This window comes from Lacticaseibacillus salsurivasis, from assembly GCF_036246225.1.
Lineage (GTDB): Bacteria > Bacillota > Bacilli > Lactobacillales > Lactobacillaceae > Lacticaseibacillus > Lacticaseibacillus salsurivasis.
Map to the genome: position 1 here is coordinate 342,097 of NZ_BTTP01000001.1, position 25,210 is coordinate 367,306.

Sequence of the window (25,210 nt, forward strand, 5' to 3'; positions counted from 1 at the left end):
TGCGACAGCGATGCACGCGTCGCCTTGCCCCGAAGAAAGGATATTTTTCATGCAATTCATCATTTCACCTGCTAAAAAAATGCAAGTCGCCCCAGATGACTTCGCCCCGACAGCCTGGCCGCAATTTCTCCCGCAAACCAAGCAACTGCTGGCTGCCATGCGCCAGCTTTCATATACAGAAGCCAAGACACTTTGGCAGTGTAGTGACCGATTGGCGCAGGCTAACTATGCTTGGCTGCAGCAGCTGGATTTGTACCAGCAAGTGACACCCGCGGTGATGAGTTACGTGGGCTTGCAGTACCAAAGCATGGCGCCGGATCTGTTGACGGCGCCGGGCCTGGATTACTTGGCAGCGAACTTGCGCATTCTTTCAGGGTTTTACGGTGTGCTACGGCCGTTTGATGCCATTGTGCCGTACCGCTTGGAAATGGGCAGCCGGTTCGTCGTCGGGGAGACGCAAAACCTTTATCAGTTCTGGGGTCACCGTTTGTATCAGGCCTTGAACTGGCAGAGCCCTGTGATCAATCTGGCCTCGCAAGAATACGCCAAAGCCATTACCCCATACCTGCAACCCCAAGATCAGTTGATTGACATTGTCTTTGGTCATTTAGTGGCCGGTCAGGTCAAAACGCGGGCGACGTTAGCCAAGCAGGCGCGCGGGGCGATGGTGCGCTTTGCCGCTGAGCATCAGGTGCAGACGGTTGAAGCGTTGCAACAGTTTGACGACCCGCATTATCGGTATGAGCCGACCTTGTCCCGTGCTGACCGCCTGGTATTTTTGCGGCAGGGGGACTAGGGTAGACTGGCTGGTTGGTGGTTAGAGCTTGAGGTGAAAAGATGAATTTAGAACGGCGAATGCCTAGTGTCATGTGGACACGAGGACGCAAAATTGTGAGCGCCGGTCAGGTGGAAATCGTCCAGGTGGACGAAAACGCCGGATCCGTGCAGGCGACGGTGTATGGCACCAAAGCCTACAGCGTGACGGTGGCGGCAAATGAGGCCGATGATTGGTGCGACTGTCCATACTTCTTCAGTCACGCTTACTGCAAACATATCGCAGCCGTGATTTTGACCATGAAACAAGCGGATGCCCCGACGAGCATCACCATGCGAACGCACCAACCGGCCCCCGCTTCCAGTGGGGCGCAGTTGGTGGCGCATTTGGCGCTGCCGCCGGTGCAATATTTTCATGGTTTGAACGCCGCTGGGTCCGGACCGCTGAAACTCGAAGTGACCTTGTTCATCAGTCAGTACCGCCGCGAAGCGTATTTGGACGAGCCGCGGTTTTTCGTGACCTTGCGGGTCGGGGAAGCCGGCGGCCGGTGGTATGTGGTGGGCGATATGCAGGGCTTTTTGCGCGCTTACAACGAAGAAACCACCTATCAAACTGGCGGGAAAGCCCAGTTAACCTTGAGCCACGCCGCCTTTGCCGCACCAGAACAAGCCGTGCTGGATGCCCTGAGCGTCACGGCGCCAGTGGAAACTGACCATTTGTATTATTCAACGAATGCCCCACGCAAGTTAGCGATGTTGAATGTCGGGCAGGTGACGGCGCTGACGCCGGTGTTTAATCAACTCGCCGCGTTCCGCTTTGAACCTTTTGATGACGGTGAGGTTTACCGGTCGTTCAGCGTTGCGCCTTACGAGGTTAGTCAAAGTCCCCTCAAGCTCAAGGTCGGGCGAGATCGAACCGGTTTTGCGGTTTCAGTCAACCAGCCTTTCAGCATTCTAATCCCGGCCGAACGTCTGATTATGGCGGCTAATCAGGCCTTTCAGCTCACTCCGGCGCAAACCGGGACCTTGAATCAGCTCCTCAACCAGTTGAGTTGGGCGATTGACCAGCATAGGGGCAAGGGGCCGTTGCTGCATTTTCGGCCTGATGAAATGGCCGCCCTCCAAGAATTCATGCACTTTTTCCGGCAAGTGGGTCAGGTTCAAGCCGATACCATCGAGGTTCCGCACATGGTGGCGCACTTTGATCTGCGGCGGCATGATCAGCAGCTTGATCTGACCTTGCAGTATGCGTATGGCGACCACCTGATTGCTGAAAATACGCCAGCGGGTGGCATTGAGCGCAATCCGATCCAAGAAACTCAGGCCCGAGATTATCTGCGCAGCCTCGGCTTCTGGCTGGCCAATGGGGCGTGGCATCAGAGCTTTAGCGATGGCGAGACGCTGTATCACTTTTTCACCGCTGAGTTGCCGAATCTCAAGCAAAACGGGGTGGTCACCATTGACCCGGCACTAGCAGCACTGCAGCAAAACGGCGCTGAGCTGAATCCGCAGGTGGCCGTCAGCGAAGCCGACGGCCTGTTAACGGTCGCTTTTAGCTTCGACGGCATTGCCCCAGCGGCAATCGATCAGGTGCTGGCCCAACTGGATGGCACCAAACCATACGTGCAGCGTGGTGATGGTGGCATTGTCATAGTGGACGAGCAACTGCGTCATCTCTCTAAGGCGTTAAGCCAACTGCGACATGGCACCTTGAAGGACGGTCAGATGCAGGTATCCGCTGCCCAGGCTTTGGTGGTGCAAGCTAGTCTAGGTGATCAAGCCACTTTTGATGCGCAATTTAACCAGATTGCTACCGATTTGCGGCAGCCGGCGCAGTATCCAGTGAACGTACCGGCTTCAGTAAACGCTCACCTGCGGCCTTACCAGGTGGCAGGGGTGCAGTGGCTGGAAATGCTGGATGCGCACGGCTTCGGTGGGATTTTGGCCGATGAAATGGGCCTCGGCAAAACCCTGCAGCTGCTGACTTTTTTGGCAGCCCGCCATCAACCAGGCCAGCCTGATTTGGTGGTGGCACCGGCGTCGTTGCTGTATAACTGGCGCGCCGAGTGCGAGAAGTTCACCCCAGGCCTGCACGCGGTCGTGGTGGACGGCAGCAAGGCTGAGCGAGAGGCCACAATCGCGGCGGGGGCAGACCTTTTGATCACCAGTTACAGCAGTGCCTTGCGTGACGCGGAGGCCTATGCGGCGGTAGATTTAGGGTATCTGGTGCTGGATGAGGCGCAGTACGTCAAAAACAGCAGTGCCAAAACCAACCAGGCACTGCGGCAGCTTCAGCCCAAGAATACCTTTGCATTGTCTGGAACGCCGATCGAAAACCGACCGGAAGAGCTTTGGGCGATTTTCGCCTTGGTGATGCCAGGTCTGCTGCCAAGCAAGCGCGCCTTCAATCAGCTGACTCCGGCAGAAATTGCCCTGCGCGTTAGTCCCTTTATTCTGCGGCGCGAAAAAGCCAAAGTGTTGAAGGACCTCCCGGCCAAAAGCGAGTTCAACCTGCATAACGAAATGACTAAGGCTCAAAAGACCGTGTACCTGGCCCAGCTTCAGCAAATGCAAGTGAAGGTCAAAGGCCTGTCGCCCAGTGGCTTGGTCAAAAACAAGCTCGCCATTCTCGCCGGTTTAACCCGGCTACGGCAAATATGTGATACCCCGGCGCTTTACCTAGACGATTATCGCGGCGGCTCGGGCAAACTCGATCAGCTTGATGATTTGATTCAGGAAGCCCTTGATGGCGGCAAGCAAGTGTTGGTTTTCTCCCAGTTCACTCAGATGCTGGCCCAAATTCAGCAACGCCTGGATGCCCAGCACCAAGACTATTTCCGGCTGGCCGGAGACACTAAGCCGAAGGATCGCCTGGAGATGGTCGATGCGTTCAACGCCGGCGAGAAGTCCCTGTTTCTGATTTCGCTGAAAGCTGGCGGCACGGGGCTAAACCTGACCGGGGCCAGCGTGGTGATTCTGGTCGACCTCTGGTGGAATCCTGCGGTTGAGGATCAAGCCACCGGCCGCGCACACCGCATTGGCCAAAAGCACGCGGTGGATGTGTACCGCCTGATCACTAAAGGGACCATTGAAGAACAAATCGTCAAACTTCAGGCTAAAAAGCGTGACCTCGTCGATCAAGTCCTTGGCGGCGTCGAGCAAAAGGCCGGGTTGAGTACTGAAGAAATCAAACTGATCTTAGGAATTGCTGACTAAACCAGAAGGCGACCATCAAACGCAGTGGCCGCCTTCTTGGTCGATTGGCCTAATCGATCCGTATTGTCCAGTTGGCGAAGCAAGCGGATTTCGATTAAAATAGACCCATTGTACTTGAATGAAGAAAGCAGGGAAAATCGCTTGGAAGCTCAAACCTTACAGCTCGTGCATCAAAGTCTGACCGATATTAGTGCGCATCAAATCAGCACCGTGCTGACCTTGATGCAGGACGGCAACACGGTTCCGTTCATCGCCCGGTACCGCAAAGAAATGACCGGTAGCCTCGATGAAGTGCAAATTCAGGCCATTGAAACCGCCTTTCAGCAAGTCACGGCGCTGCAGGACCGCAAAGCCGCTGTGATCAAAAGCATCACGGAGCAGGGCCAAATAACTCCGGCACTGGCCCAAAAAATCAATGGCGCCACTAAACTGCAAGACGTGGAAGACCTTTATTTGCCTTACAAGCAAAAGCGCCAAACCAAGGCTGCCATCGCCAAAGCCCAAGGCCTGCAGCCGCTGGCCGATTGGTTGTTGCAATTTCCGCTCACCAGTATCACCACTGCGGCCGAAAAGTACATCACTGACGAAGTGCCAACAGCAGCCGAAGCCTTAGCTGGCGTGCATGAAATCTTGGCGGAAACCTTCAGTGACCGCGCTGATTTGCGCAGCTGGATCCGCGGCTACACCACGCGCACCGGTAACATCACAGCGGCACTGAAACCCAAAGCCGCCGCGCTCGATGAGAAAGGCGTTTACCAGCAGTACTACGACTTCAGTGAAAGCATCAACAAAATGACCGCGACTCGCACCTTAGCGCTTAACCGCGGCGAAAAAGAGAAAATCTTGACGGTGAAAGTGCAAGTGGATACCGAAGCCATCATGCACTATTTGCACTTCAAATTGCTTGGCGAACAGCCTGCCACTGAGGCCACGGCGGCCATTGAATCCGCTTACCAAGATGCGTACAAGCGCTTCATCGGCCCGGCCATTGAGCGTGAAGCCCGCGGGGAGCTGACCGCGGTCGCTGAAGAACAGTCCATCAAAGTGTTCGGGCAAAATCTCTACAACCTGTTGATGCAAGCCCCCATTCGCGGCAAAGTGGTGCTGGGCTTTGATCCGGCGTACCGCACCGGCTGTAAGCTCGCCGTCGTGGATGAAAATGGTAAATTCCTCGCAAAAGCGGTGATTTATCCTCACAAACCGGCGCCTGAAGCTAAACGGGCGGCGGCTGCTGGGGAGTTTGTGGCGCTGCTTGAACAGTACCATGTGACCATGATTGCGATTGGGAATGGTACTGCCAGCCGCGAATCAGAGGCTTTTGTCGCGGAAACGATCAAACAGGTGGCATGGCCGATTTATTATGTCATCGTCAATGAAGCCGGGGCCTCGGTGTACTCAGCCAGCCAGGAAGCCCGCGATGAATTCCCCGACCTGCACGTGGAACAGCGCAGCGCGATTAGCATTGCCCGCCGCCTGCAGGACCCCTTGGCCGAGCTAGTCAAAATCGATCCCGCCTCAGTCGGGGTCGGTCAGTACCAGCATGATTTGCCAGTTAAAGCCTTGGCCAATGAGGTCGATGCGGTGGTTGAGCGGGCCGTTAACCGCGTAGGGGTTAACCTCAACACTGCGAGCTATCAGCTGTTGGCGCGGATTTCTGGGTTATCACAAACCATCGCTCAAAACATTGTTGCTTACCGCGATGAACACGGCCGCTATGAAAGTCGTACGGAACTCAAGAAGGTGCCGCGCCTCGGCCCGAAAGCCTATGAGCAGGCCGTGGGGTTCCTGCGAATCATCGGTGGTAAACAGCCGTTGGACAATACCGATATCCATCCGGAAAGTTATCCGGTGGCCAAGCAATTGCTCAAAGCCGCTGGCCTGACGCCCAAAGCAGTGGGGACGGATGAGGTGGCGCAAGTGCTTCAAGTCGACCGCGCGCCATTTTTGGCCGCCGGCGTGGGCGCCGAAACGATTCAAGATATCATTACCAGCCTGCAGCATCCTGGCCGTGATTTGCGGGACAGTCTAGCCGCGCCGCTGTTACGGCAGGATGTGCTCACGATAGAAGATTTGAAGCCGGGGATGCAGCTGCAAGGAACGGTCCGCAACGTGGTGGACTTTGGTGCCTTTGTCGATATCGGCGTCAAGCACGATGGGCTGGTGCATGTGTCCAAAATGGCGAGCCATTTTGTCCGGGACCCGAAAACCGTGGTGGCAGTGGGGGATGTCGTCGAGGTGTGGATCGAATCGGTCGATCTACAGCGCGAACGGATTCAACTCAGCATGGTGGCCCCTAAATAAAAATCAGGCATGACCGCTGTGGTCATGCCTGATTTTGTCTGCGCTAAACGCGCGCGGCCCAGAGGTTATTGCCGAGCTGCTTGTGAGCTTGCACCTGTTGCCAGAGCCGGTGTTCTTCAGGGGTGAAGGATAAACCATCCGAGAATTTCGTGACCGGCACTTGATTGAGAAATTGCTGGAAGGTGCCGGTAAAAGCCACACCATTGCATTGGGCGAGGCTGGTTGCGGTTTCGCTGATGAGTTTGGTTGTTGCAGCTGCTGGGGCGCGATGTGCGAGGGCCTCAGCGAGGGTTTGCATGGCGGTAACGAGTTGGGTCTGGTTGTCCATTGATGGTTCCTCCTTCAGACTTTGTTAAAATGTTCACACACAGTATAGCACAAAAGAAAGCGCTTACGAACGGATTCTAGTTAAATAATGAACAAATAATTGCTTAGCCTCGTTTGGTGCTTTCCTGTCAAGTCAACAGCACGAGCGGAGATCGAAAATAATGTTTAACCTCCCTAAACTGCCGTCGAAATCGAACGACAAAAATAACAGACAGTGGCCGCTAGCGGTAAGTTTGAAGCCCAGATTAGGTGTCACTAAAATATTTTTGATCATCTGCTCAAAAGTGATTGATTTTCTGAAAAGAGAGCGTAATATAAGTCGAGGAAAATGAATTTGAGAGCTTGCTCAGTTTTGACAAGACTCACCGAATTCCAACACAAAGGAAAGAGGTCCTCACCATGCTCGAAAATCTCAATCACAGCCAGGCGGTCGAGGCCGACCAGGCGGTAAGTAAAAGTCTAGACGAAGTGAATGGCACCATCGAAGTGCCCAAAAACGCCGGGTTCTGGCGGACGCTCAAGGCCTTCACTGGCCCTGGCGTATTGATTGCTGTGGGTTACATGGATCCCGGTAATTGGATCACCTCGATTGCCGGCGGCGCCCAGTACAAGTATCGGCTGTTAGCCGTGGTTCTGATTTCAAGTTTGATTGCCATGATGCTCCAAGCCATGGCCGCTAAACTTGGCATTGTAACCGGTAAAGACTTGGCGCAGCTGACCCGCGAACACACCAGCAAAGTGGGCGGATTTGTATTATGGGTGATTGCAGAATTGGCCATCATGGCCACTGATATCGCCGAAATCATTGGCTCAGGCATTGCAATTCAACTGCTGTTTGGCATTCCGTTGATTGTTGGCATTCTGATCACGGCGCTGGATGTGCTGCTACTGCTATTGCTGATGAAAATGGGTTTTCGTAAGATCGAAGCGATTGTGGCAACCTTGGTTGCGGTTATTCTGGTGGTCTTCGGCTATGAAGTTTTCCTGGCTAAGCCAGACCTCGGCGGCATCGTCAATGGCTATCTGCCGACTAGCGACCTCATCACCAACCATGGCATGCTTTATCTGACCATGGGGATTGTCGGCGCCACGGTGATGCCGCATGACCTGTACCTTGGTTCTTCCATCTCCCAGACCCGGAAAGTCGACCGCAAGAATCGCGGGGAAGTCGCGCAGGCAGTGCGTTTTGCCACCATCGACTCCAACATTCAGCTGTTCATTGCCTTCATCGTCAACTCTCTGCTGTTGACTTTAGGCGCGGCGCTGTTTTTCGGTAAAAACTCCAGCATGGGCCGCTTTGCTGACCTGTTTGCTTCCTTGAACAATCCCGCCATTGTCGGCGCGATTGCCAGCCCGGCTTTGTCCATGCTGTTCGCGATTGCCTTGCTCTCTTCCGGGCAAAGTTCAACGATTACCGGCACCTTAGCCGGCCAAATCGTCATGGAAGGGTTCGTTCGCATCAAAGCCCCAATGTGGGTGCAGCGTCTGATTACTCGTTTGCTGTCGGTGACCCCAGTGCTGATTTTTGCCATCATCTATCATGGCAATGAAGCCAAAATCGAAGGCCTGCTGACCTTCTCTCAGGTGTTCCTCAGTATCGCGTTGCCCTTTGCCGTGATTCCGCTGGTGCTGTTTGCCAGCAACAAGCAGCTGATGGGTGAATTTGCCAACAAACCTTGGATTAAAATCTGTGCCTGGGTGGCGACGGTGGTGCTGGTGGTGCTCAATATCTACCTGATTTTGCAAACCGTCGGCCTGGTCGCCTAAGGAGGTTGCTCATGGAAAAAGGTGCGCATCAACGTGCCCATCTGATCGACGTGGCACGCGATTTGTTCGCCGCGCAAGGCTATGAAGCCACCACCACCCGCGCCTTGAACCAGGCGGCTGGCACCAGCGATGGTCTCCTGTATTATTATTTTCCGCATGGGAAGCAAGATATTTTGGATACCATTGTGGAGGAAGGCCTGACCCGCCGCGCCAACGAGTTTACCGTGGATTTCTCCCACGTTGACTCCAAAACGGCCCTAGCCGAGCAACTGTTGAGGCTGATCGATGGCGTCTGGCAAAGTCTGGCGCGCGAAGATAATTATCAATCTTTCATTATTACGGTGCGTAATCGGATGATGTTGTCCCAGGCGGGCTCGGACTGGCTAGATGGCTACACCAGCGGCCTTGAACAACGAATTTTGGCGGGCCTGGCCACGGTGGGGCCAAAGTTGGGTTACAGCGAGACCCAAATCCCAGTGCTGACTTCCATTATTGCGGCGCTAGTGATTTCACCACTGTTCACGGAGCTGTTGCTGCGCAATCAGCGCACCTTGGCCACTGACCAGCTGACCCAGCTGCAAAGCCAAATTGAATTTCTCCTGGCTCGATAGAATAAGCGCGCAGGCCACTGCGGGCTTTTTTTCTTGCTTTGGATTAAGTACAATGAGGCTAACGCGGCCAAGAGCCGCTCAGAAAGGGTGAGGTAGATGTTGAGCATTGTTTTCGACGTTGCGACGTCACTGGAGGGCTACCAATCCTAGTCCTCGCCACATAGGAGGACCTAACCATCGATTTTACTGAATATGGGCTGATGCCAGCCCAAACCATTACTGCCGGGTTAACCGCGGCGCGCGTGATTGGCGCCAGTCATCAGCAGTACACCATCATCGCCCAGGCAGGCCAGTTTCAGGCCCAAGTCGCCGGCCGCTTAGCCAATTTTGCCGTGGGACCAGAGGATTTTCCGACGGTTGGTGATTGGGTTTTGGTGCGCTTGCCTGCGCACCCGACTGATTTTGCCACCATTGAACGCTTGGTCGAGCGGCAGACGGTGTTCGTGCGCAAAGCGGTGGGCCGCAGCACCTCGGCCCAGCTCGTGGCAGCCAATGTGGATTGGCTGCTGCTGTGCATGGCGCTGGATGGCAACTTTAACCTACGTCGGCTCGAACGGTATTTAGCCGTCGCGGCTGCGTCAGGCGCTCAAGCCGCCATTGTGTTGACCAAGGCAGACCAAACCGCCGACTTAGCGGCCGCTAAAGCTGAGGTGGCGTCTGTGGCGGGGCAGACGCCAGTCATTGTCTGTGACGCCACCCAACCAGGCGGGCTAGCCGAATTAGAAACATTGATGCAACCGCAGCTGACATACGCGCTGCTGGGTTCTTCCGGCGTTGGCAAATCAACGCTGATCAATCGGCTGTCAGGCAGCACGAACCTGGCCACCCAAAGTGTGCGCGCCAGCGATGCCCATGGCCGCCATACCACGACGGCGCGGCAGCTCTTGAAGCTGCCGAATGGGAGCCTGGTGATTGATACGCCAGGCATGCGTGAGTTGGGCCTGCTGGAAGCTGACGTGGATGCGACTTTTGCCGACATCCAGGTGTTAGCCGCGCAATGCCGCTTCCGGGATTGTCAGCATCAAAGCGAGCCCGGTTGTGCGGTGCAAGCCGCTTTGGCCGCCGGCGAGCTGGCTCCGGAGCGCTTCGCCAGTTATCAGCAGCTCAAAGCAGAACAGGCGGATCACCAACTGCGCGGCAAAGCGCGTGAAAATGCCAAAATTGAGCGCATGTTTGGCGGTAAGAAGCAGATGCAAGCGAAAATGAAAGCTGTCCGGCAGAAACGAAAGTAAGGGCCGGTAACGAAAAAGCATTGATCTCACTGAGGTCAATGCTTTTTTGATTCTATGATCAGCACCAAGGGTAACTGCCATCTTAGTCGGTCTACTTGGGTGCGACTTAAACAATCGTTAACATGGGCTATCATAATTCTATAAATATTTTGTTCCTACAAATTCGAAAATCATTCCCGCTTTAGCCCTTATGTACATAGAAACGCGTTATATCAATGACTTGTATCAAACCGAATTTCAAAAAAACAAAAAAACTTTTCGTTAATTGATTTTTACGCCGTTTTTACGAATGCTATACTCGTCTCAACGTGGGGTTGTTAACCCTGCTAATCTTATATGGGCACATTGCTTTTGCATGATATAAGGAGGAGTACTATGAAATCACGACCAAAATCGGGTCATCTACTAAAACCATATGACCCTGTCGTAAAAGATTATAAAATGTATAAGGCCGGAAAATTTTGGCGTTTCGCGTTCACCATGTTTGCCGGTGCAGTCCTGACTGGGGGCACTTTCACGAGTGCGCTCATTTTGCCGACGACAGGCAGCCAAGTCGTGGAGGCGGCCGATGAAAACTCGACGGTCGAGGAGGTTTACAACAAGTCATTCCTGGATACGTTGAAGCTGACCAATCCGAACGCTACGACCAGTGTGGACGGGCAGATCATTGTGACCGCTGGTGTACGGGAAGTTCAAAATGGGGACACCACCAAGAAGTACTTGGCGTATGACCAACCAATTACGGTGACGTTTAAACGCTTCTCCAAGATCGGCGCGATTAAGGTTATGGGCAGTTCAAGCAATGGGAGCATTCTCAGCTCTATTTTAGGGACGATTGCCGGCTGGGTCTCAGACATTCGTAATGTCATGGGGGGAGGAAAAGGCACCTTCCAGCAAGACTATACCTATCATCTTTCCAATGAGAGTGAAATGGCCAATATTGACGCGGTGACTCAGACTTTGCTTCACGGCACCGACGACGAAGTGGCGAGCTTGAAGACCGGCGATTTGTTCCGCATGGCACCCTTGACGGATGCCGGAATTTTAAAGATTGGGACGACCACTCAATCTGCCCTAGATAAACCGAACTTTAATTACAACACTGATGCCACATGGGCAGCGCAGACCTTTACCACTTCTAGCCTGTTCACGGTGAACAAAGACGATAATTCCTCGAGTATGACGGTTACCTTATCGGCAGATCAGGTAAAGGCAGCCTTTGCTGATCATGGTGGCTATCTGATGCTCTGGCCTGATAAGGCCCTGAACGATGCTGTGATTACCGATTTGATTATCCCGAGTGCCGATGGTGACATTGGTGACGGCGTCAAAGTGGATGTCGGCACGCCCACGACCGGCTCAACCGGTGACACAGGGGATACCGGTGATACCGGAGAAACGACCACACCACCGATCACTGATGGTTTTCCCGTGACTTATAAGTACATCGATGAAAATGGCCAGGAAATTCCAGACTCGACCAAGACTATTCAGATTGCTAAAGATGGGACGATTGACTATACACCGCAAGATGCACCGGCAGGGTATGAGTTCGATCCAGCCAAGACCCAGATCACATTGCCACCTGACGCGAATCCAGACATCGTCTCATCAGTGAAGAAGACGCTTCCAACTGCAACTGAATTTGCTAGTTTGAACAAGATGATGCATACGTATGGGCTTGATTCTGCCGCGGATTATATTCAGGCCGGCGGTGAATCTGGCGTCACCATCACCTATCAAGGCAAGAAAACCCAAGGCGAGCCGGTCACGGTCAATTTTATCAATGTGGCCGATCCAACCAAGCCGATTAAGCAAGCGGTCACGCTGACCGGCACCATTGGCGATGCGGTGGACTTCAGTTCGATTAATAAGTCAATTCATGATTGGACACTAACGGAAGATGGCACCACCACGCCGATTAACTTTACTGACAAAGCCCAGACGGTTGATCTGAAATACACTCAGAATACGCATAAGCTATTTCTCAATCTTGTTGATAATCAGGGGCAACCGGTTAAAAACAAAGATGGGGTGTCGACAATTCGCGTTGGCACCAAAACGTATACTGCGGGCACCGGTGTTGAGACTAAAGGCTATAATTACACGGTCCCAGGGTACCAGATTCAACCCAACCAGTCGCTGACTCAAATGATGTACGCGACCACTGCAGATGGTGATCAGTATGCCGATGTTTACTTTGATAAGATTCCAACGGCCACTGTCACCATTAATCTGAAAGATCAGGCGACACAGCAACTTGTTGAGGCTGGTAATAAGCTAAACACGTATTCCTACACCGGCCCCATTGGTGAAGCCATCGATTTTGCGACCCTGAACATTGACAAGGACATCACAGGCTATGAGCTGGTCAAGGATAATACGCTCACCCCAACAGTGGTTGCTGATAACCTAACAATTGATATTCTGTACAAGAAGAAAGCCGGGGTTCTGGTTGAACTGGTTGATGACAACGACACGGTTATCAACCTTGAAGGGTACACGACCACCTACCAAATTGATGCCGGTGTTGGCGATATCCTCACTGCCGATAGTTATGCTGCTGCCAATATTAATAAAGAGCTGCCTGGTTATCGACTGATCGAAGATGGGACAACTAAGGCCTATACAGTGACTGACGGCAACAATAATGTGGTCAAAATTGTTTTTGAGAAAATTCCTGATGTGACTCTGACGGTCAACTTAATCGATACTGATGGCAAAGCCGTGACGAATACGGATGGTAAGTCTTCCTATACGTTAAGTGGCCAACCGGGTACCGATGTTGATTGGACCGCTGCCGGTATTAATAAGACGGTCACCGGGTACAAACTCTCCGGTGATGGCACCATTGCCTCGTTGAAGTTTGCCGATGGAATGCCAATTGTTACGATTACTTTCGCTAAAGTACAGAAAGTAACGGTCTCGTTTGTTGATGAAGCAGGCTCAAGTCTTCAGAATACCGATGGTCAAAGCAGTGTTGACTATACCGGTGTGAAGGGTGATACGCTTGATTTTGCCGGTTTGAATAAAACTGTTGATGGCTACACCATCGAAACTGATCCGACTACCAGCAGCTATATTGTCCAAACGGGCGACACACAGAGTCTTAAGATTGTGTATAAAGCCGATGGACCACGCGTTTACACACCGGACGATCCAGGTACCTTTAACAATGGCGATCCAACTGGCGTTACTCAACGTTATTTGATTGCCACGGTAGGTGCGCATATCCATTACACGGGTGATGTGGCCGGCCTACCAACAGATAAAGACATTGAGCCATTCTTCGTTTACCGGACGGCGACCATCGACGATAGTGGCACCATTCACTACACACCGTGGACCACTAACACTTCAGGCGTCGCTGGTAGCGATGATACAGTATTGTTGGATGGTATTACTAATGATCCGCAGTATGTGCCAGTTGTTGCAGGCGCAAAAGGCACTATTGATGAATCAACAAACCAGGATATTACTTCACAGGATTTGCAAGGTGTTGGCAAGACCCAAGGTAACATCAACGCTACGGGCGGGGATATTCTGGAGAAAAGAGCGTATACGAAGTTCATCGTGACTCGTAACGTCAACTACACTGCGGATACACCGAACTTGCAGTGGCATCAGCCACCGACAGAAACTACAGACCCGCATTACAATGATACGCACAAGACGTTAACCGTCACGGTCACTGAAGTTAAAGACGGCAACAAGAAGGTCCAGAACACCCAGACTGTCACTTTGACGCGCGAATATCAAAAGGACGACAACAGCGACAGTAATGAAGCAACGGCTTACGGCGATTGGACAGTTGCGAACACGTATAGTGACTACACGCCAACCACTTATGACGGCTACACCGCTGATAAGAAGATTGTCACCAGCAAAACCACCACGGATGATGGTTCCACCGTTGATGGTCTGGCGGCTGCAATGCAGGCTGCGGACGGCGATACGGACCAGACAGCTAATGTTACGGTTACCTACACCAAGGATCCGAAGTTGGTTGTTCATCCAGCTCCGAACGACCCGACCGATAAGCACTATGAAGAAACGCATAAGACATTGACCATCATTGTCAACGCGACTAAGGATGGCGAAACTCAGCAGCTTGATCAGCAAGAGCTGACCTTCAGCCGCACTTACACCACGGATGTGAATGATCCTTCCGATACCGTGGTTGAATATGGTACTTGGAAGCAGGACACAGCATTTAATACCGTCACGCCAGAAGTGATTTCTGGTTATACGGTTAATCCAACCGTTATCGACGGGAGCGCAGTGGGCACCGAGGGCATTTCGGCCAACCAAGCAGCGACACTGTTCTCAAGTTCTGATCTCGACAAGGATGATACGGCTACGATCACTGCGACCTACACAGTCGTTCCGCCCGAACAAGGCACTGGTGTGGTTCACTATGTTTACCAGGATGTTAATGGCGTTGAACTAAAAGAGCCTGAGTATGTTTCTGGTGAAGAAGGCTATGATTACTCGAACGATTATAGTATTCCCGATCAGTTGAGCGGTGAAGGAAAGGACTTACCTGATGCTGGCGGTACGCTTGATACCAGCGTGCTATACTACTACGCAACGGCTGATATGAATGGCGGCCAAATCAACTTCCTACCCGATAACAGCAAGGCTGATGCTGCCTTCAATACGACTGGTCAAGACATCTGGGTCATGTACGTTGCCAAGCCAAAAGCTGGTGAAAAAGGCGCTACCGGTGATACTGGTGCGACCGGTGACGCCGGTGCCACTGGTGCGGTCGGCGACAAAGGCCCTCAAGGTGATAAAGGTCCTGAAGGTGACAAAGGTGCATCTGGGGATGCTGCCACGCCACTTACAATTACAGGACAACACCCTGATGAAGATGGCAATACGGTAATCGAATTCTCAGATGGTAAGGAGATTACGGTTAACCACGGTGCTGACTCAACGATTGGTGTTGATCCGATTACTGAAGACGGCAAAGTCAAAGGCTATACCCTAACCATTGATGGGGAAAAATACACTATTAACAATGGTACTGATGGCCAAAATGGTGTGGGCATAACGGACTACACCACTGATGCTGACGGTAATATCGTTCTGAATCTTTCAAACGGCGACAAAATCACTTTGCCAAAAGGCGCTAAAGGCGATACAGGTGCCACTGGTACAACTGGTGACGACGGTAAATCGGCATTCGAACTCTGGGAAGAGAAGAACCCTGGCAAGACGGAAGATGATTTCCTGAACAGCTTGAAGGGTGCAACCGGTGATACAGGTGCGACCGGTACAACTGGTGACAACGGTAAGTCGGCATTCGAACTCTGGGAAGAAAAGAACCCTGGCAAGACGGAAGATGACTTCCTGAACAGCTTGAAGGGTGCAACCGGTGATACAGGTGCCACAGGCGCCACCGGTACAACCGGCGATGCCGGTAAATCGGCATTCGATCTTTGGGAAGAGAAGAACCCTGGCAAGACGGAAGATGATTTCCTGAACAGCTTGAAGGGTGCAACCGGTGATACAGGTGCGACCGGTACAACTGGTGACAACGGTAAGTCGGCATTCGAACTCTGGGAAGAAAAGAACCCTGGCAAGACGGAAGATGACTTCCTGAACAGCTTGAAGGGTGCAACCGGTGATACAGGTGCCACAGGCGCCACCGGTACAACCGGCGATGCCGGTAAGTCGGCATTCGAACTCTGGGAAGAGAAGAACCCTGGCAAGACGGAAGATGACTTCCTGAACAGCTTAAAGGGTGCAACCGGTGATACAGGTGCCACAGGCGCCACCGGTACAACCGGCGATGCCGGTAAATCGGCATTCGATCTTTGGGAAGAGAAGAACCCTGGCAAGACGGAAGATGATTTCCTGAACAGCTTGAAGGGTGCAACCGGTGATACAGGTGCGACCGGTACAACTGGTGACAACGGTAAGTCGGCATTCGAACTCTGGGAAGAAAAGAACCCTGGCAAGACGGAAGATGACTTCCTGAACAGCTTGAAGGGTGCAACCGGTGATACAGGTGCCACTGGTACAACTGGTGACGACGGTAAGTCGGCATTCGAACTCTGGGAAGAAAAGAACCCTGGCAAGACGGAAGATGACTTCCTGAACAGCTTGAAGGGTGCAACCGGTGATACAGGTGCCACAGGCGCCACCGGTACAACCGGCGATGCCGGTAAGTCGGCATTCGAACTCTGGGAAGAGAAGAACCCTGGCAAGACGGAAGATGACTTCCTGAACAGCTTAAAGGGTGCAACCGGTGATACAGGTGCGACCGGTACAACTGGTGACAACGGTAAGTCGGCATTCGAACTCTGGGAAGAAAAGAACCCTGGCAAGACGGAAGATGACTTCCTGAACAGCTTGAAGGGTGCCAAGGGTGATACCGGCGCATCAGGCGAATCTGTATTCGAAACCTGGAAGGATAATGGTGGTACTGACGCCGACGGCGATGGCGACATCGATGTTGACGACATGATCAAACTCCTCAAGGGCGACACGGGTGCCAAGGGTGACACAGGTGCTAAGGGTGATACCGGTGCCTCTGGTGAATCCGTATTCGAAACCTGGAAGGATAATGGTGGTACTGACGCCGACGGCGATGGCGACATCGATGTTGACGACATGATCAAGCTCCTCAAGGGCGACACTGGTGCCAAGGGTGACACAGGTGCTAAGGGTGATACCGGTGCCTCTGGTGAATCCGTATTCGAAACCTGGAAGGATAATGGTGGTACTGACGCCGACGGCGATGGCGACATCGATGTTGACGACATGATCAAGCTCCTCAAGGGCGACACAGGTGCCAAGGGTGACACAGGTGCTAAGGGTGATACCGGTGCCTCTGGTGAATCCGCATTCGAAACCTGGAAGGATAATGGTGGTACTGACGCCGACGGCGATGGCGACATCGATGTTGACGACATGATCAAACTCCTTAAGGGTGACACGGGTGCCAAGGGTGATACCGGCGCAAACGGTAAGAGCGCTTTCGAAATCTGGTTGTTGAATGGCGGCTCTGATGTCAACGGTGATGGCACAATTGATCTAGCTGATTTCCTCGAAGGCAACAAGGGCGCAACTGGCGACAAAGGTGCAACTGGCGATAAGGGAGCAACCGGCGACAAAGGCACGACCGGCGACAAAGGTACGACCGGCGACAAAGGCACGACCGGCGACAAAGGTATGACCGGCGACAAAGGTACAACCGGCGACAAGGGTACGACCGGCGACAAAGGCACGACTGGCGACAAAGGTACGACCGGCGACAAAGGCACGACCGGCGACAAAGGTATGACCGGCGACAAAGGTACAACCGGCGACAAGGGTACGACCGGCGACAAAGGCACGACTGGCGACAAAGGTACAACCGGCGACAAAGGCACGACTGGCGACAAGGGTACGACCGGCGACAAAGGTACAACCGGCGACAAAGGTACGACCGGCGACAAAGGTACGACCGGCGACAAAGGCACGACCGGCGACAAAGGTACGACCGGCGACAAAGGTACAACCGGCGACAAGGGTACGACCGGCGACAAAGGTACGACCGGCGACAAGGGTACGACTGGCGACAAAGGCACGACTGGCGACAAAGGTACGACCGGCGACAAAGGTATGACCGGCGACAAAGGTGCAACCGGCGACAAGGGTACGACCGGTGACAAAGGTATGACCGGCGACAAAGGCACGGCAGGAAACGGTGACTTATCAATTAAGATTACTCGTGTAGGTGTGCCTCTCCATGTTGATCCAACGAGTGACACCACTGGGGATCCAACAGGTGATCCAACAGATGACCCAAGCGATAACAATGTAGTCCCTGGTGATGGCATTAAATCAATTAAGATTACTCGTGTGGGTGTCCCTCTCCATGTTGATCCAACGAGTGACACCACTGGGGATCCAACAGGTGATCCGACAGATGACCCAAGCGATAACAATGTAGTCCCTGGTGATGGCATTAAATCAATTAAGATTACTCGTGTAGGTGTGCCTCTCCATGTTGATCCAACGAGTGACACCACTGGGGATCCAACAGGTGATCCGACAGATGACCCAAGCGATAACAATGTAGTCCTTGGTGATGGCATTAAATCAATTAAGATCACTCGTGTGGGTGTCCCTCTCCATGTTGATCCAACGAGTGACAACACCGGTGATCCAACAGGTGATCCGACTGATAATCCAAGCGATAACAATGTAATCCCTAGTGATGGCATTAAATCGGTTACGATTACTCGGGTTGGCAAGCCGCTTCATGTGGACCCGACAACAGGTACAACCGATCCGACTGGCGACCCGACCGATGATCCAAGTGATAACAATGCAACACTTGGTGATGGTATTAAGTCGATCACGATCACTCGGGTTGGCAAGCCGCTACACGTTGACCCAACAGGCGACCCAACAGGTGACCCAACAGGTGACCCGACTGGCGACCCAACAGGCGACCCAACTGGTGACCCAACAGGCGATCCTAACAATGTTCCGGATACCGACCTCGATGGCAACCCTACTGGAAATCTTGATGATCATACCAATGACAACCAGGACGGCAATCCAGAAGATAATCTCGCGGGCAACCCTGAAGGAGCGTCAAAAGATGATCCGATCGGTGACCCAAGTGATAACTCAATTGGTACGTCGACAGACACCCATCAGAGTCGCTTCACTGGAACTCGCATGAATGGTAATGCTTCTGGTTCGGGTTCAAACGCACGGGCAAGCAAGTTGCCACAAACGGGTGAATCAAGCAATGCCGAAATGATCTTGGCTGGCGTAGGTTTGACAATGGTGGATGCCTTAGCTGCATTCGCAGTTGCCAAAAAACGGCGCGGTAAAGACGACGAACCGTTATACTAAACTCATGCAAGCATGAGCGCTGAACAAGCTGAGCATCTCAAGCAAACGAGATGGTCAGTTTGTTCTTACATATAAGTACTAAACGAGGTAAACACTTATGAAACAACTATCTATTATCATCACCTATCATAACGAGACGCCGGAACAGGTCCGGCGCGCCTTTGCCAGCGTGACCATGCAAGTCGACGTAGATTTTAGTGACATTGAAGTCGCGCTTATCGGCGATGGTGTGGCGGCCATGCCGAATGATTTATTCCAAGCGCCACGCGGATTGGTTGTGCGTCAGCTGAACTATCAGCCCAGTCGCGGGGCAGGCGTGGCGCGGCAAGTCGGCATTGACCACACAGAAGGCAACTATTTTATGTTCATTGACGCCGACGACGAACTTAGTGATGTTTTCGCGTTAAGAGACATGCTGGCACCGACGCGTGAGCAGGATCATGACTTGATCATTGCGCGCTATACCAAGCAACAATACCGGCGAGATGGGTTTAATTATGCGCTGTCAGCTAAATACGACTGGAAAGCGGCGTATGGCAAGTTGTATCACCGGGAGTACATCAAGCGGATTGGGTTGACTTGGCACCCAGATTTGCGGATCTTCGAGGATACCTATTTTGTGGGGTTGGCTTGTGAGTTGGCCCAGGATCGCTTTTACCTCGACAAACCGGTGTATGTCTGGTTGTGGAATCCTAAATCAACGGTGCGTAAAAATGGTCACGAATTCGATCATCAGCTGCATACTTGGGCGGAATCCAACCGCTATATCTTGGAAGTACTGCGGCAGCAGAAGCCCTCGGTTTGGCCCCGTGATTTCTATGAATATATGGCAGATTTGTTTTACCGTGAAAAACAGCATCCGGCTGTTGATCCGGACGCCTTTATTGCCGAACACACGAAGCTCTTGGTGGAAAATCGCAGTTTGTGGACCGATGAAGGGCAAGAGCAAGTCAGAAAACTAATCATTAGAGACAGTGAACCTGGCGGCAGACGGGTCGGCTGGTCCACTGCTGGGATGGAAAAATATTTGTCAATTCAGATGAGGCTGCTAAGACATGCCTTTGCTGAGGCGCAAAACCATGAATGAAGCCATCGCAAATATCAGCATTTTGTTTCATTTAGATGACGGTGCTGATTTTGCCCGGAGGCCGCCTTCTGTCTGCACGACAATTGGAGTAAACTTGAAACCGGTGAAAGTGTTTGCAACGCATAACGTCAGCTTTGAGCTGATCCGAATAGTGGTTGCTGAACACCCATCGCGGCAGGTAAGCAGCAACAAAGGCAGGACGCGGGAACCGGATGAAGGCTATTTTAACAACTTGGAGGAACAGGTATGAACAAGCGGGTCAGTCTTATTATTGCGATGGAATCGGCTTCGGTGCATGATTTGGCCGTGCCGTTATCATCCATCAACAATCAGCTAGGCGTGGATTTTCGCGAGATTGAGGTGCTCTTGATTGATAACGGGCGCTATCAGTTGGAAGATTTGGAGCCGCTTCGGGTGTTCAACCACCTGACCTTCCGCTATATCAAGCCAGCGAAAATTTGGTCTTGGGCTAATGCCTTTCAGCAAGGCGTCATGTTGGCCACGGGCAAATACGTCGCGTTTCTGGGGCCGAATTTTCAGTTCAATGCCGTCGATGTCTTGCAGCAAGTGCTGCAGACGATTACGGCTCATCCTGAAGCCCAGCTGATTTCCGGCCTGTTAATGCGCCAAGAGATGAACGACGATCGCAGCTATGCCTATAAGGTTGAGTCAGCTAACCATTTGTTAAGCGGCCGCTTCATCAACCGCACCTTATTGATGCAAAGTCAAATCAAATTTGAAGATTTTGGCGTCTATACCGAGCAGCACGTGGGCCAGCAGATTGAAGCTATCGCGCAAGCCCCACGCAAGCTGGAAAGTGTGGTGGCGGTGCAGTTTATGGGCCGGGCGCTACCGGAAACGGTGCTACCGCCGCAGCCTGAAATCTTGCAGCTGGAATGGGTGCGGATGATGACTCGTTTTCTCACGCGCCTGCGGAGTTTAGCCCCTGATCAGTATGTGCCGACCTTGGCCAAAACGATCGTGCGGTTCTACTCACAATCAGGAGGGGACGCCGCGATGACGGCACAGATGGCCGAGCTGACGGCAGTGCATGCGGAAAAATGGCCCCAAATTATGGCGTTTGTCGATGACTTGCGGGTCAGCGACCTGAACCCGGCCGCGCCGTGGAATGCCGCGCCGTCTCGATTCAATGCCTATTTGCAGCGAATTTCGCCGCTAACGGCGCATGTTTCCGTCAACGCATAGCAGGGAGGAAACGCGATGCAGGCGTTTTTTGTCACAGGCACGTTAGCGGCGCCGCCAGCCGCCGTTGAAGCAACACTTTACGAGCGGGTGAAGGTTTTCGCTGCCCTGGGGGTGCGCGCGACGATTGTCACCTTGGGCGATTCGCCAACTTGGCCGCAGGTCGTCGGCGATTATGGGGTGAAGCCGGAGCAGGTAGTGTCCGTCTTCGATCAAATTCAGCAGGTGCCAACTTTGGCAATTGCACCCTTCATGGCGGATGTGCTGGCTTTTCCGAGTGACTGGGTAAAACTGCGTCAGGACGATGGCGACGAGTATCACCGGCAGGAGCAGTTGATGGCCAAAGTGTGGCGCGATGAAGCCGGCCATGTCGACGCGGTGGATTACTTTGATGAAAGTGGGACCCGCTCCCGCCGCGACCTCTATGATTGCCGCGGCTTTCTCAGCCAGGTGCGCCATTATGTCGAAAACCACTTGCAGCAAGTGACCTACTTAACGCCGCAGGGACAGACGGCGGCGACGCAGGATTTTAATCAAGGCGGCCTGCTCACCATCAATGCGACCGGTGCGCAGTACGGTTCCTTCGCCGGCTTTGTCCAGGCAATGCTGGAGCCGTTGGCCAATACCGGCGCTTTGATTATGGCGGAACGGCGGGAGTACGACACAGCGGTTGCGCAGCTTCAAGGGGTCAAACATGGCTATCGGCTTCGTGAAGGTGATTTGCGGATTACGCCTCAGGCAGATGATCTGATTATCACCAGTCAGTTTCACACCGAGCTGCCGCAAGCCAAAGTCTTCGATGAAGACCGTGCTGATGCGCAGTTGCAGCGGGGCTGGCAGCGAATTCTTGAGGCTAAAGGAATCATTGAGCAACAATGAGAATCAAAAAGTGGCCAGCAATGGCCACTTTTTGAATCGGAGTGAAACTGGTGCGGTCATTGATAAAATATTGTTGGCATCAGACTTAATAAAAGCGCTACATTGCCAGCCAAAAATGATAAAATTAATTTATAATAATTAATCAGTGATGATTAGGGGAAGACGCTGCGCGGTTGGGGGGCCGAGCGGCGGAGGAGGACTTATGAAGGCGGTTCGGCGGGTTATTGGGCCAATAGGGTTGTATCTTTTCGTGATAGCGGCGGCGGTGGGCGTCGCTATCATCGGGCTGAAGGTTAACGGGGTCGCCCCGTTTGGTCCGCACACGATTTTGCGGCAGGACTTAAACCAGCAATATGCCAGTTACTTTACCTATTTGAAACGGAACTTTGGCGACTGGCAGCAGTTTCTCTATTCGAGCAATATGACCTTGGGCGGGAATATGTTTGGGCTGACGACTTACTACTTGCTGAGCCCGTTCAATGTCTTGTTGTTCCTTTTTCCCTTTAGTCAACTCCCAATTGCGGTGGCCTGGATGGCCGTGGCGAAAAATGCGGCTGCGGCCGCTACCATGCTGGTGCTGGTGCGCTATTTTAACCGCCACTATGCGCTGAAGGTCAACGTCCCGCTCCAGGTACTACTTGCGTTATCCTGGGCGTTTTCCGGGTGGATGTTGCACTACTCCATGGACTTAATGTGGCAAGATACGGTGATTTTACTGCCGTTGGTGGTGCTGGGCGTGGAGCGTTACATTACCCACACCAAGTGGGCCTTCTACTCGGTGATGCTGGGGTTGTCCTTGATTTTGAATTACTATATCGGCTACATGGTGGCCTTGTTTTTGGTGCATTATTTTGTCCTCCGCATGGTCATTCAGTGGCGCATCGCTGGGTGGCAGCTCAAACAAATTCTGCTGAAATTAACCTATTTTGGGGCGATTTCACTGGTGACGGTGGGGTTAGCATGGGTGATCATTTGGCCCACGTTGAAGACGCTGCAAGGCGTTAAAGGCACCACGGCGTATCACTTCACCTTGACCCATACGTGGACACTTTATCGAATGCTGAATAACCTCTTTAACCTGACCTATACGCCGATGAGTTGGAACAATCCCGGGCCGGAAATCTATACCGGGGTCATCGTGATGATGCTGCTGGCGGCCTTTTTCTTCGCTAATCGTATTCCTGCACTCATTCGGGTGACGACCGGGGTGACGTTAGTGTTGCTAACGCTGGAGTCCTTGTTCGATGGGACGAATACCGCCTGGCATGGTTTCTCCAAACCAGTAGGATTTTTACAACGCTGGTCCTTTGTGTTTGGGTTTTTGTTTATCTTGATGGCGCTGTTTACCTTTGGCTTGATGCGCGTGAGTGCCAGAGCGGCGCGCTATCTCTTCTTAGTCGTCGTGTTGGTTGCAATTATGGTGGCCTTTCATCAGGTCAGAATTTTCAGCTACCAAGGGGATTATTCGGTTAACCAATTTACCAATGTGACTTTCGCCTATAATGTGGCGATGATTGCGCTGGGGGCCTTAGTTTTGACCCTGTACTTCGCTCAGCCCAAATGGCAACGCGTGACGAGCGTGTTGGTGGCGGTCGTTGGCGTGGCCGATTTAGCGGCGGCCACGGTTTGGAGTTATGGACACCAGCCCACTTACTTCAACATGGCACGCTACTCGCGGGAAGTGAAGAGCACGAACGTGGCGGTGGCTTGGGTCAAACAGCATGACCAAAGCGACTTTTACCGGATGGAGTTGAACTATCAGCGCGATCGCACGACGCCAATGGAATTCGGGTTCAATGGGTTGACTCATTTCAGTTCGAGTCAGCCCCACGCCATTAATTTCATGATGCAAACGATGGGCTACCTTTCTAGTTCGCCTTGGACCTCCTATGATGGTGGCTCGACGCGCGCGGCCGATAGCTTGTTTGGCATTAAGTACCTTGTCGATGGCCCCGCCGGCGTGTCGAACCAAGCCAGTCGCTTGGTGACCCAAGGCCTCAAGCCCTTGGCCAATGTGAATGGCTACCATATCTATCAGAACCCATTGGCGCAAAAAATCGGGATAGTCGCTCCCACCCAAGCCACCCAGGTGAAATCGACCTATAAGTACATTGGGGTCGCGAATGTGGGCATGGTTTACGGTGATTTAAGTGGCGTCGATAACATTTACATGCTACGCGGTGGGGTGAAAGAAACTAAACGCGACTTGAAGACGCGGACGGTCAACATTTCGGTGCCTGGTGGCGGGGTTAACCGACCACTTTACCTCGAACTGAGGCATGATAAGCTTTACACTTTGACACCGGAAACCCGGCCCGATGTGGTGGTTTTGGTCAACGGCAAGAAAATTGTGACCGATGGCAAGGAAACCGAAAGTGGGGTCATTCCCCTGGGGACCTATCCAGAGGGCCAAACCATCACAGTGACGCTGAAAGTGCTCGACTACACCAAAACGCAAAAGAAATTCGATAAGAAAAAGCGCGTGACCCACCTTCCGAAATACAGTCTCCTGGTGGGTTATCAGGAACGCTTTGATCAAGCACTGAAGCAAATGAGCCAGCAACCGGTCAACCTCAAGCGCCTGAAAACCACCCACTGGCGAGGCACAGCCACCGCTACCAAAGCCGACCAGTCCCTGATTATGACCTTGCCTTACGATACGGACTGGCAGGTCACGGTGGATGGCAAACGGGTGAAAGTGCACAAGTATTTGGAGCTGATGAAAATCAACCTTAAGACTGCGGGTACACATCGCGTGGAACTGAAATATACGTTCCCAGAGTTGCGACAGGGGCTCAAGGTCAGTCTGGCGGCCAGTTTCGGTTTGGTGGTTTTGCTGATCATCCAGGCCATCACGGTTTGGGGCTGGCGGATTCGCAATCGGCACCTGGAACGGGTGGCGAGGGCCAAAGCACCGCTCTTTGACGCCCATTTCTTCGATTATCGTTAGG

13 protein-coding genes are annotated in these 25,210 nt (G+C 52.8%); 12 read left to right on the top strand and 1 reads right to left on the bottom strand.

Annotated elements, in window-relative coordinates:
• Nucleotides 1–49: 49 nt before the first annotated feature.
• The 3 genes from yaaA (at nt 50) to AAA927_RS01975 (ending at nt 6,291) form a co-directional block, all read left to right on the top strand.
• The gene (gene yaaA, locus AAA927_RS01965; RefSeq protein ID WP_338215184.1) at nt 50–796 is read left to right on the top strand and encodes a peroxide stress protein YaaA; all 747 of its coding nucleotides are present in this window, start codon (nt 50–52) and stop codon (nt 794–796) included.
• A gap of 41 nt (nt 797–837) precedes the next feature.
• Nucleotides 838–3,990: a DEAD/DEAH box helicase gene (locus AAA927_RS01970; RefSeq protein WP_338215186.1), complete on the top strand. Its 3,153-nt coding sequence runs from the start codon at nt 838–840 to the stop codon at nt 3,988–3,990.
• A 141-nt stretch (nt 3,991–4,131) separates the two neighbouring features.
• Nucleotides 4,132–6,291, top strand: coding sequence for a Tex family protein (locus AAA927_RS01975; RefSeq protein ID WP_338215187.1), 2,160 nt, complete (start codon nt 4,132–4,134; stop codon nt 6,289–6,291).
• A 43-nt stretch (nt 6,292–6,334) separates the two neighbouring features.
• On the opposite strand, the gene AAA927_RS01980 is transcribed toward AAA927_RS01975, so the two are convergent.
• Entirely contained in the window at nt 6,335–6,619 is a 285-nt protein-coding gene (locus AAA927_RS01980) for a hypothetical protein (RefSeq protein WP_338215189.1), read from the bottom strand.
• Nucleotides 6,620–7,017: 398 nt separating this feature from the next.
• On the opposite strand from AAA927_RS01980, the gene AAA927_RS01985 reads away from it, so the two are divergent.
• The 9 genes from AAA927_RS01985 (at nt 7,018) to AAA927_RS02025 (ending at nt 25,209) form a co-directional block, all read left to right on the top strand.
• Nucleotides 7,018–8,385, top strand: coding sequence for an Nramp family divalent metal transporter (locus tag AAA927_RS01985; RefSeq protein ID WP_338215191.1), 1,368 nt, complete (start codon nt 7,018–7,020; stop codon nt 8,383–8,385).
• Nucleotides 8,386–8,396: 11 nt separating this feature from the next.
• A complete protein-coding gene (locus tag AAA927_RS01990; protein WP_338215192.1) occupies nt 8,397–8,996 on the top strand; it encodes a TetR/AcrR family transcriptional regulator in 600 nt (199 codons plus the stop codon).
• 200 nt (nt 8,997–9,196) lie between these two features.
• Nucleotides 9,197–10,228: a ribosome small subunit-dependent GTPase A gene (gene rsgA, locus AAA927_RS01995; protein ID WP_338215194.1), complete on the top strand. Its 1,032-nt coding sequence runs from the start codon at nt 9,197–9,199 to the stop codon at nt 10,226–10,228.
• Nucleotides 10,229–10,669: 441 nt separating this feature from the next.
• Entirely contained in the window at nt 10,670–19,090 is an 8,421-nt protein-coding gene (locus AAA927_RS02000) for a mucin-binding protein (RefSeq protein ID WP_338215196.1), read from the top strand.
• A 97-nt stretch (nt 19,091–19,187) separates the two neighbouring features.
• A complete protein-coding gene (locus tag AAA927_RS02005) occupies nt 19,188–20,177 on the top strand; it encodes a glycosyltransferase family 2 protein (RefSeq protein ID WP_338215198.1) in 990 nt (329 codons plus the stop codon).
• Nucleotides 20,170–20,427 carry a hypothetical protein gene (locus AAA927_RS02010; RefSeq protein WP_338215200.1) on the top strand — a complete coding sequence of 86 codons (258 nt, stop codon included), beginning with the start codon at nt 20,170–20,172 and terminating at the stop codon, nt 20,425–20,427. The genes AAA927_RS02005 and AAA927_RS02010 overlap by 8 nt, the downstream gene beginning before the upstream one ends.
• Nucleotides 20,424–21,383 carry a glycosyltransferase gene (locus AAA927_RS02015; protein ID WP_338215202.1) on the top strand — a complete coding sequence of 320 codons (960 nt, stop codon included), beginning with the start codon at nt 20,424–20,426 and terminating at the stop codon, nt 21,381–21,383. The genes AAA927_RS02010 and AAA927_RS02015 overlap by 4 nt, the downstream gene beginning before the upstream one ends.
• 15 nt (nt 21,384–21,398) lie before the next feature.
• Nucleotides 21,399–22,259 carry a glycosyltransferase family protein gene (locus tag AAA927_RS02020; protein ID WP_338215204.1) on the top strand — a complete coding sequence of 287 codons (861 nt, stop codon included), beginning with the start codon at nt 21,399–21,401 and terminating at the stop codon, nt 22,257–22,259.
• Between the two features lie 202 nt (nt 22,260–22,461).
• Entirely contained in the window at nt 22,462–25,209 is a 2,748-nt protein-coding gene (locus tag AAA927_RS02025) for a YfhO family protein (protein ID WP_338215206.1), read from the top strand.
• Nucleotide 25,210 lies beyond the last annotated feature (1 nt).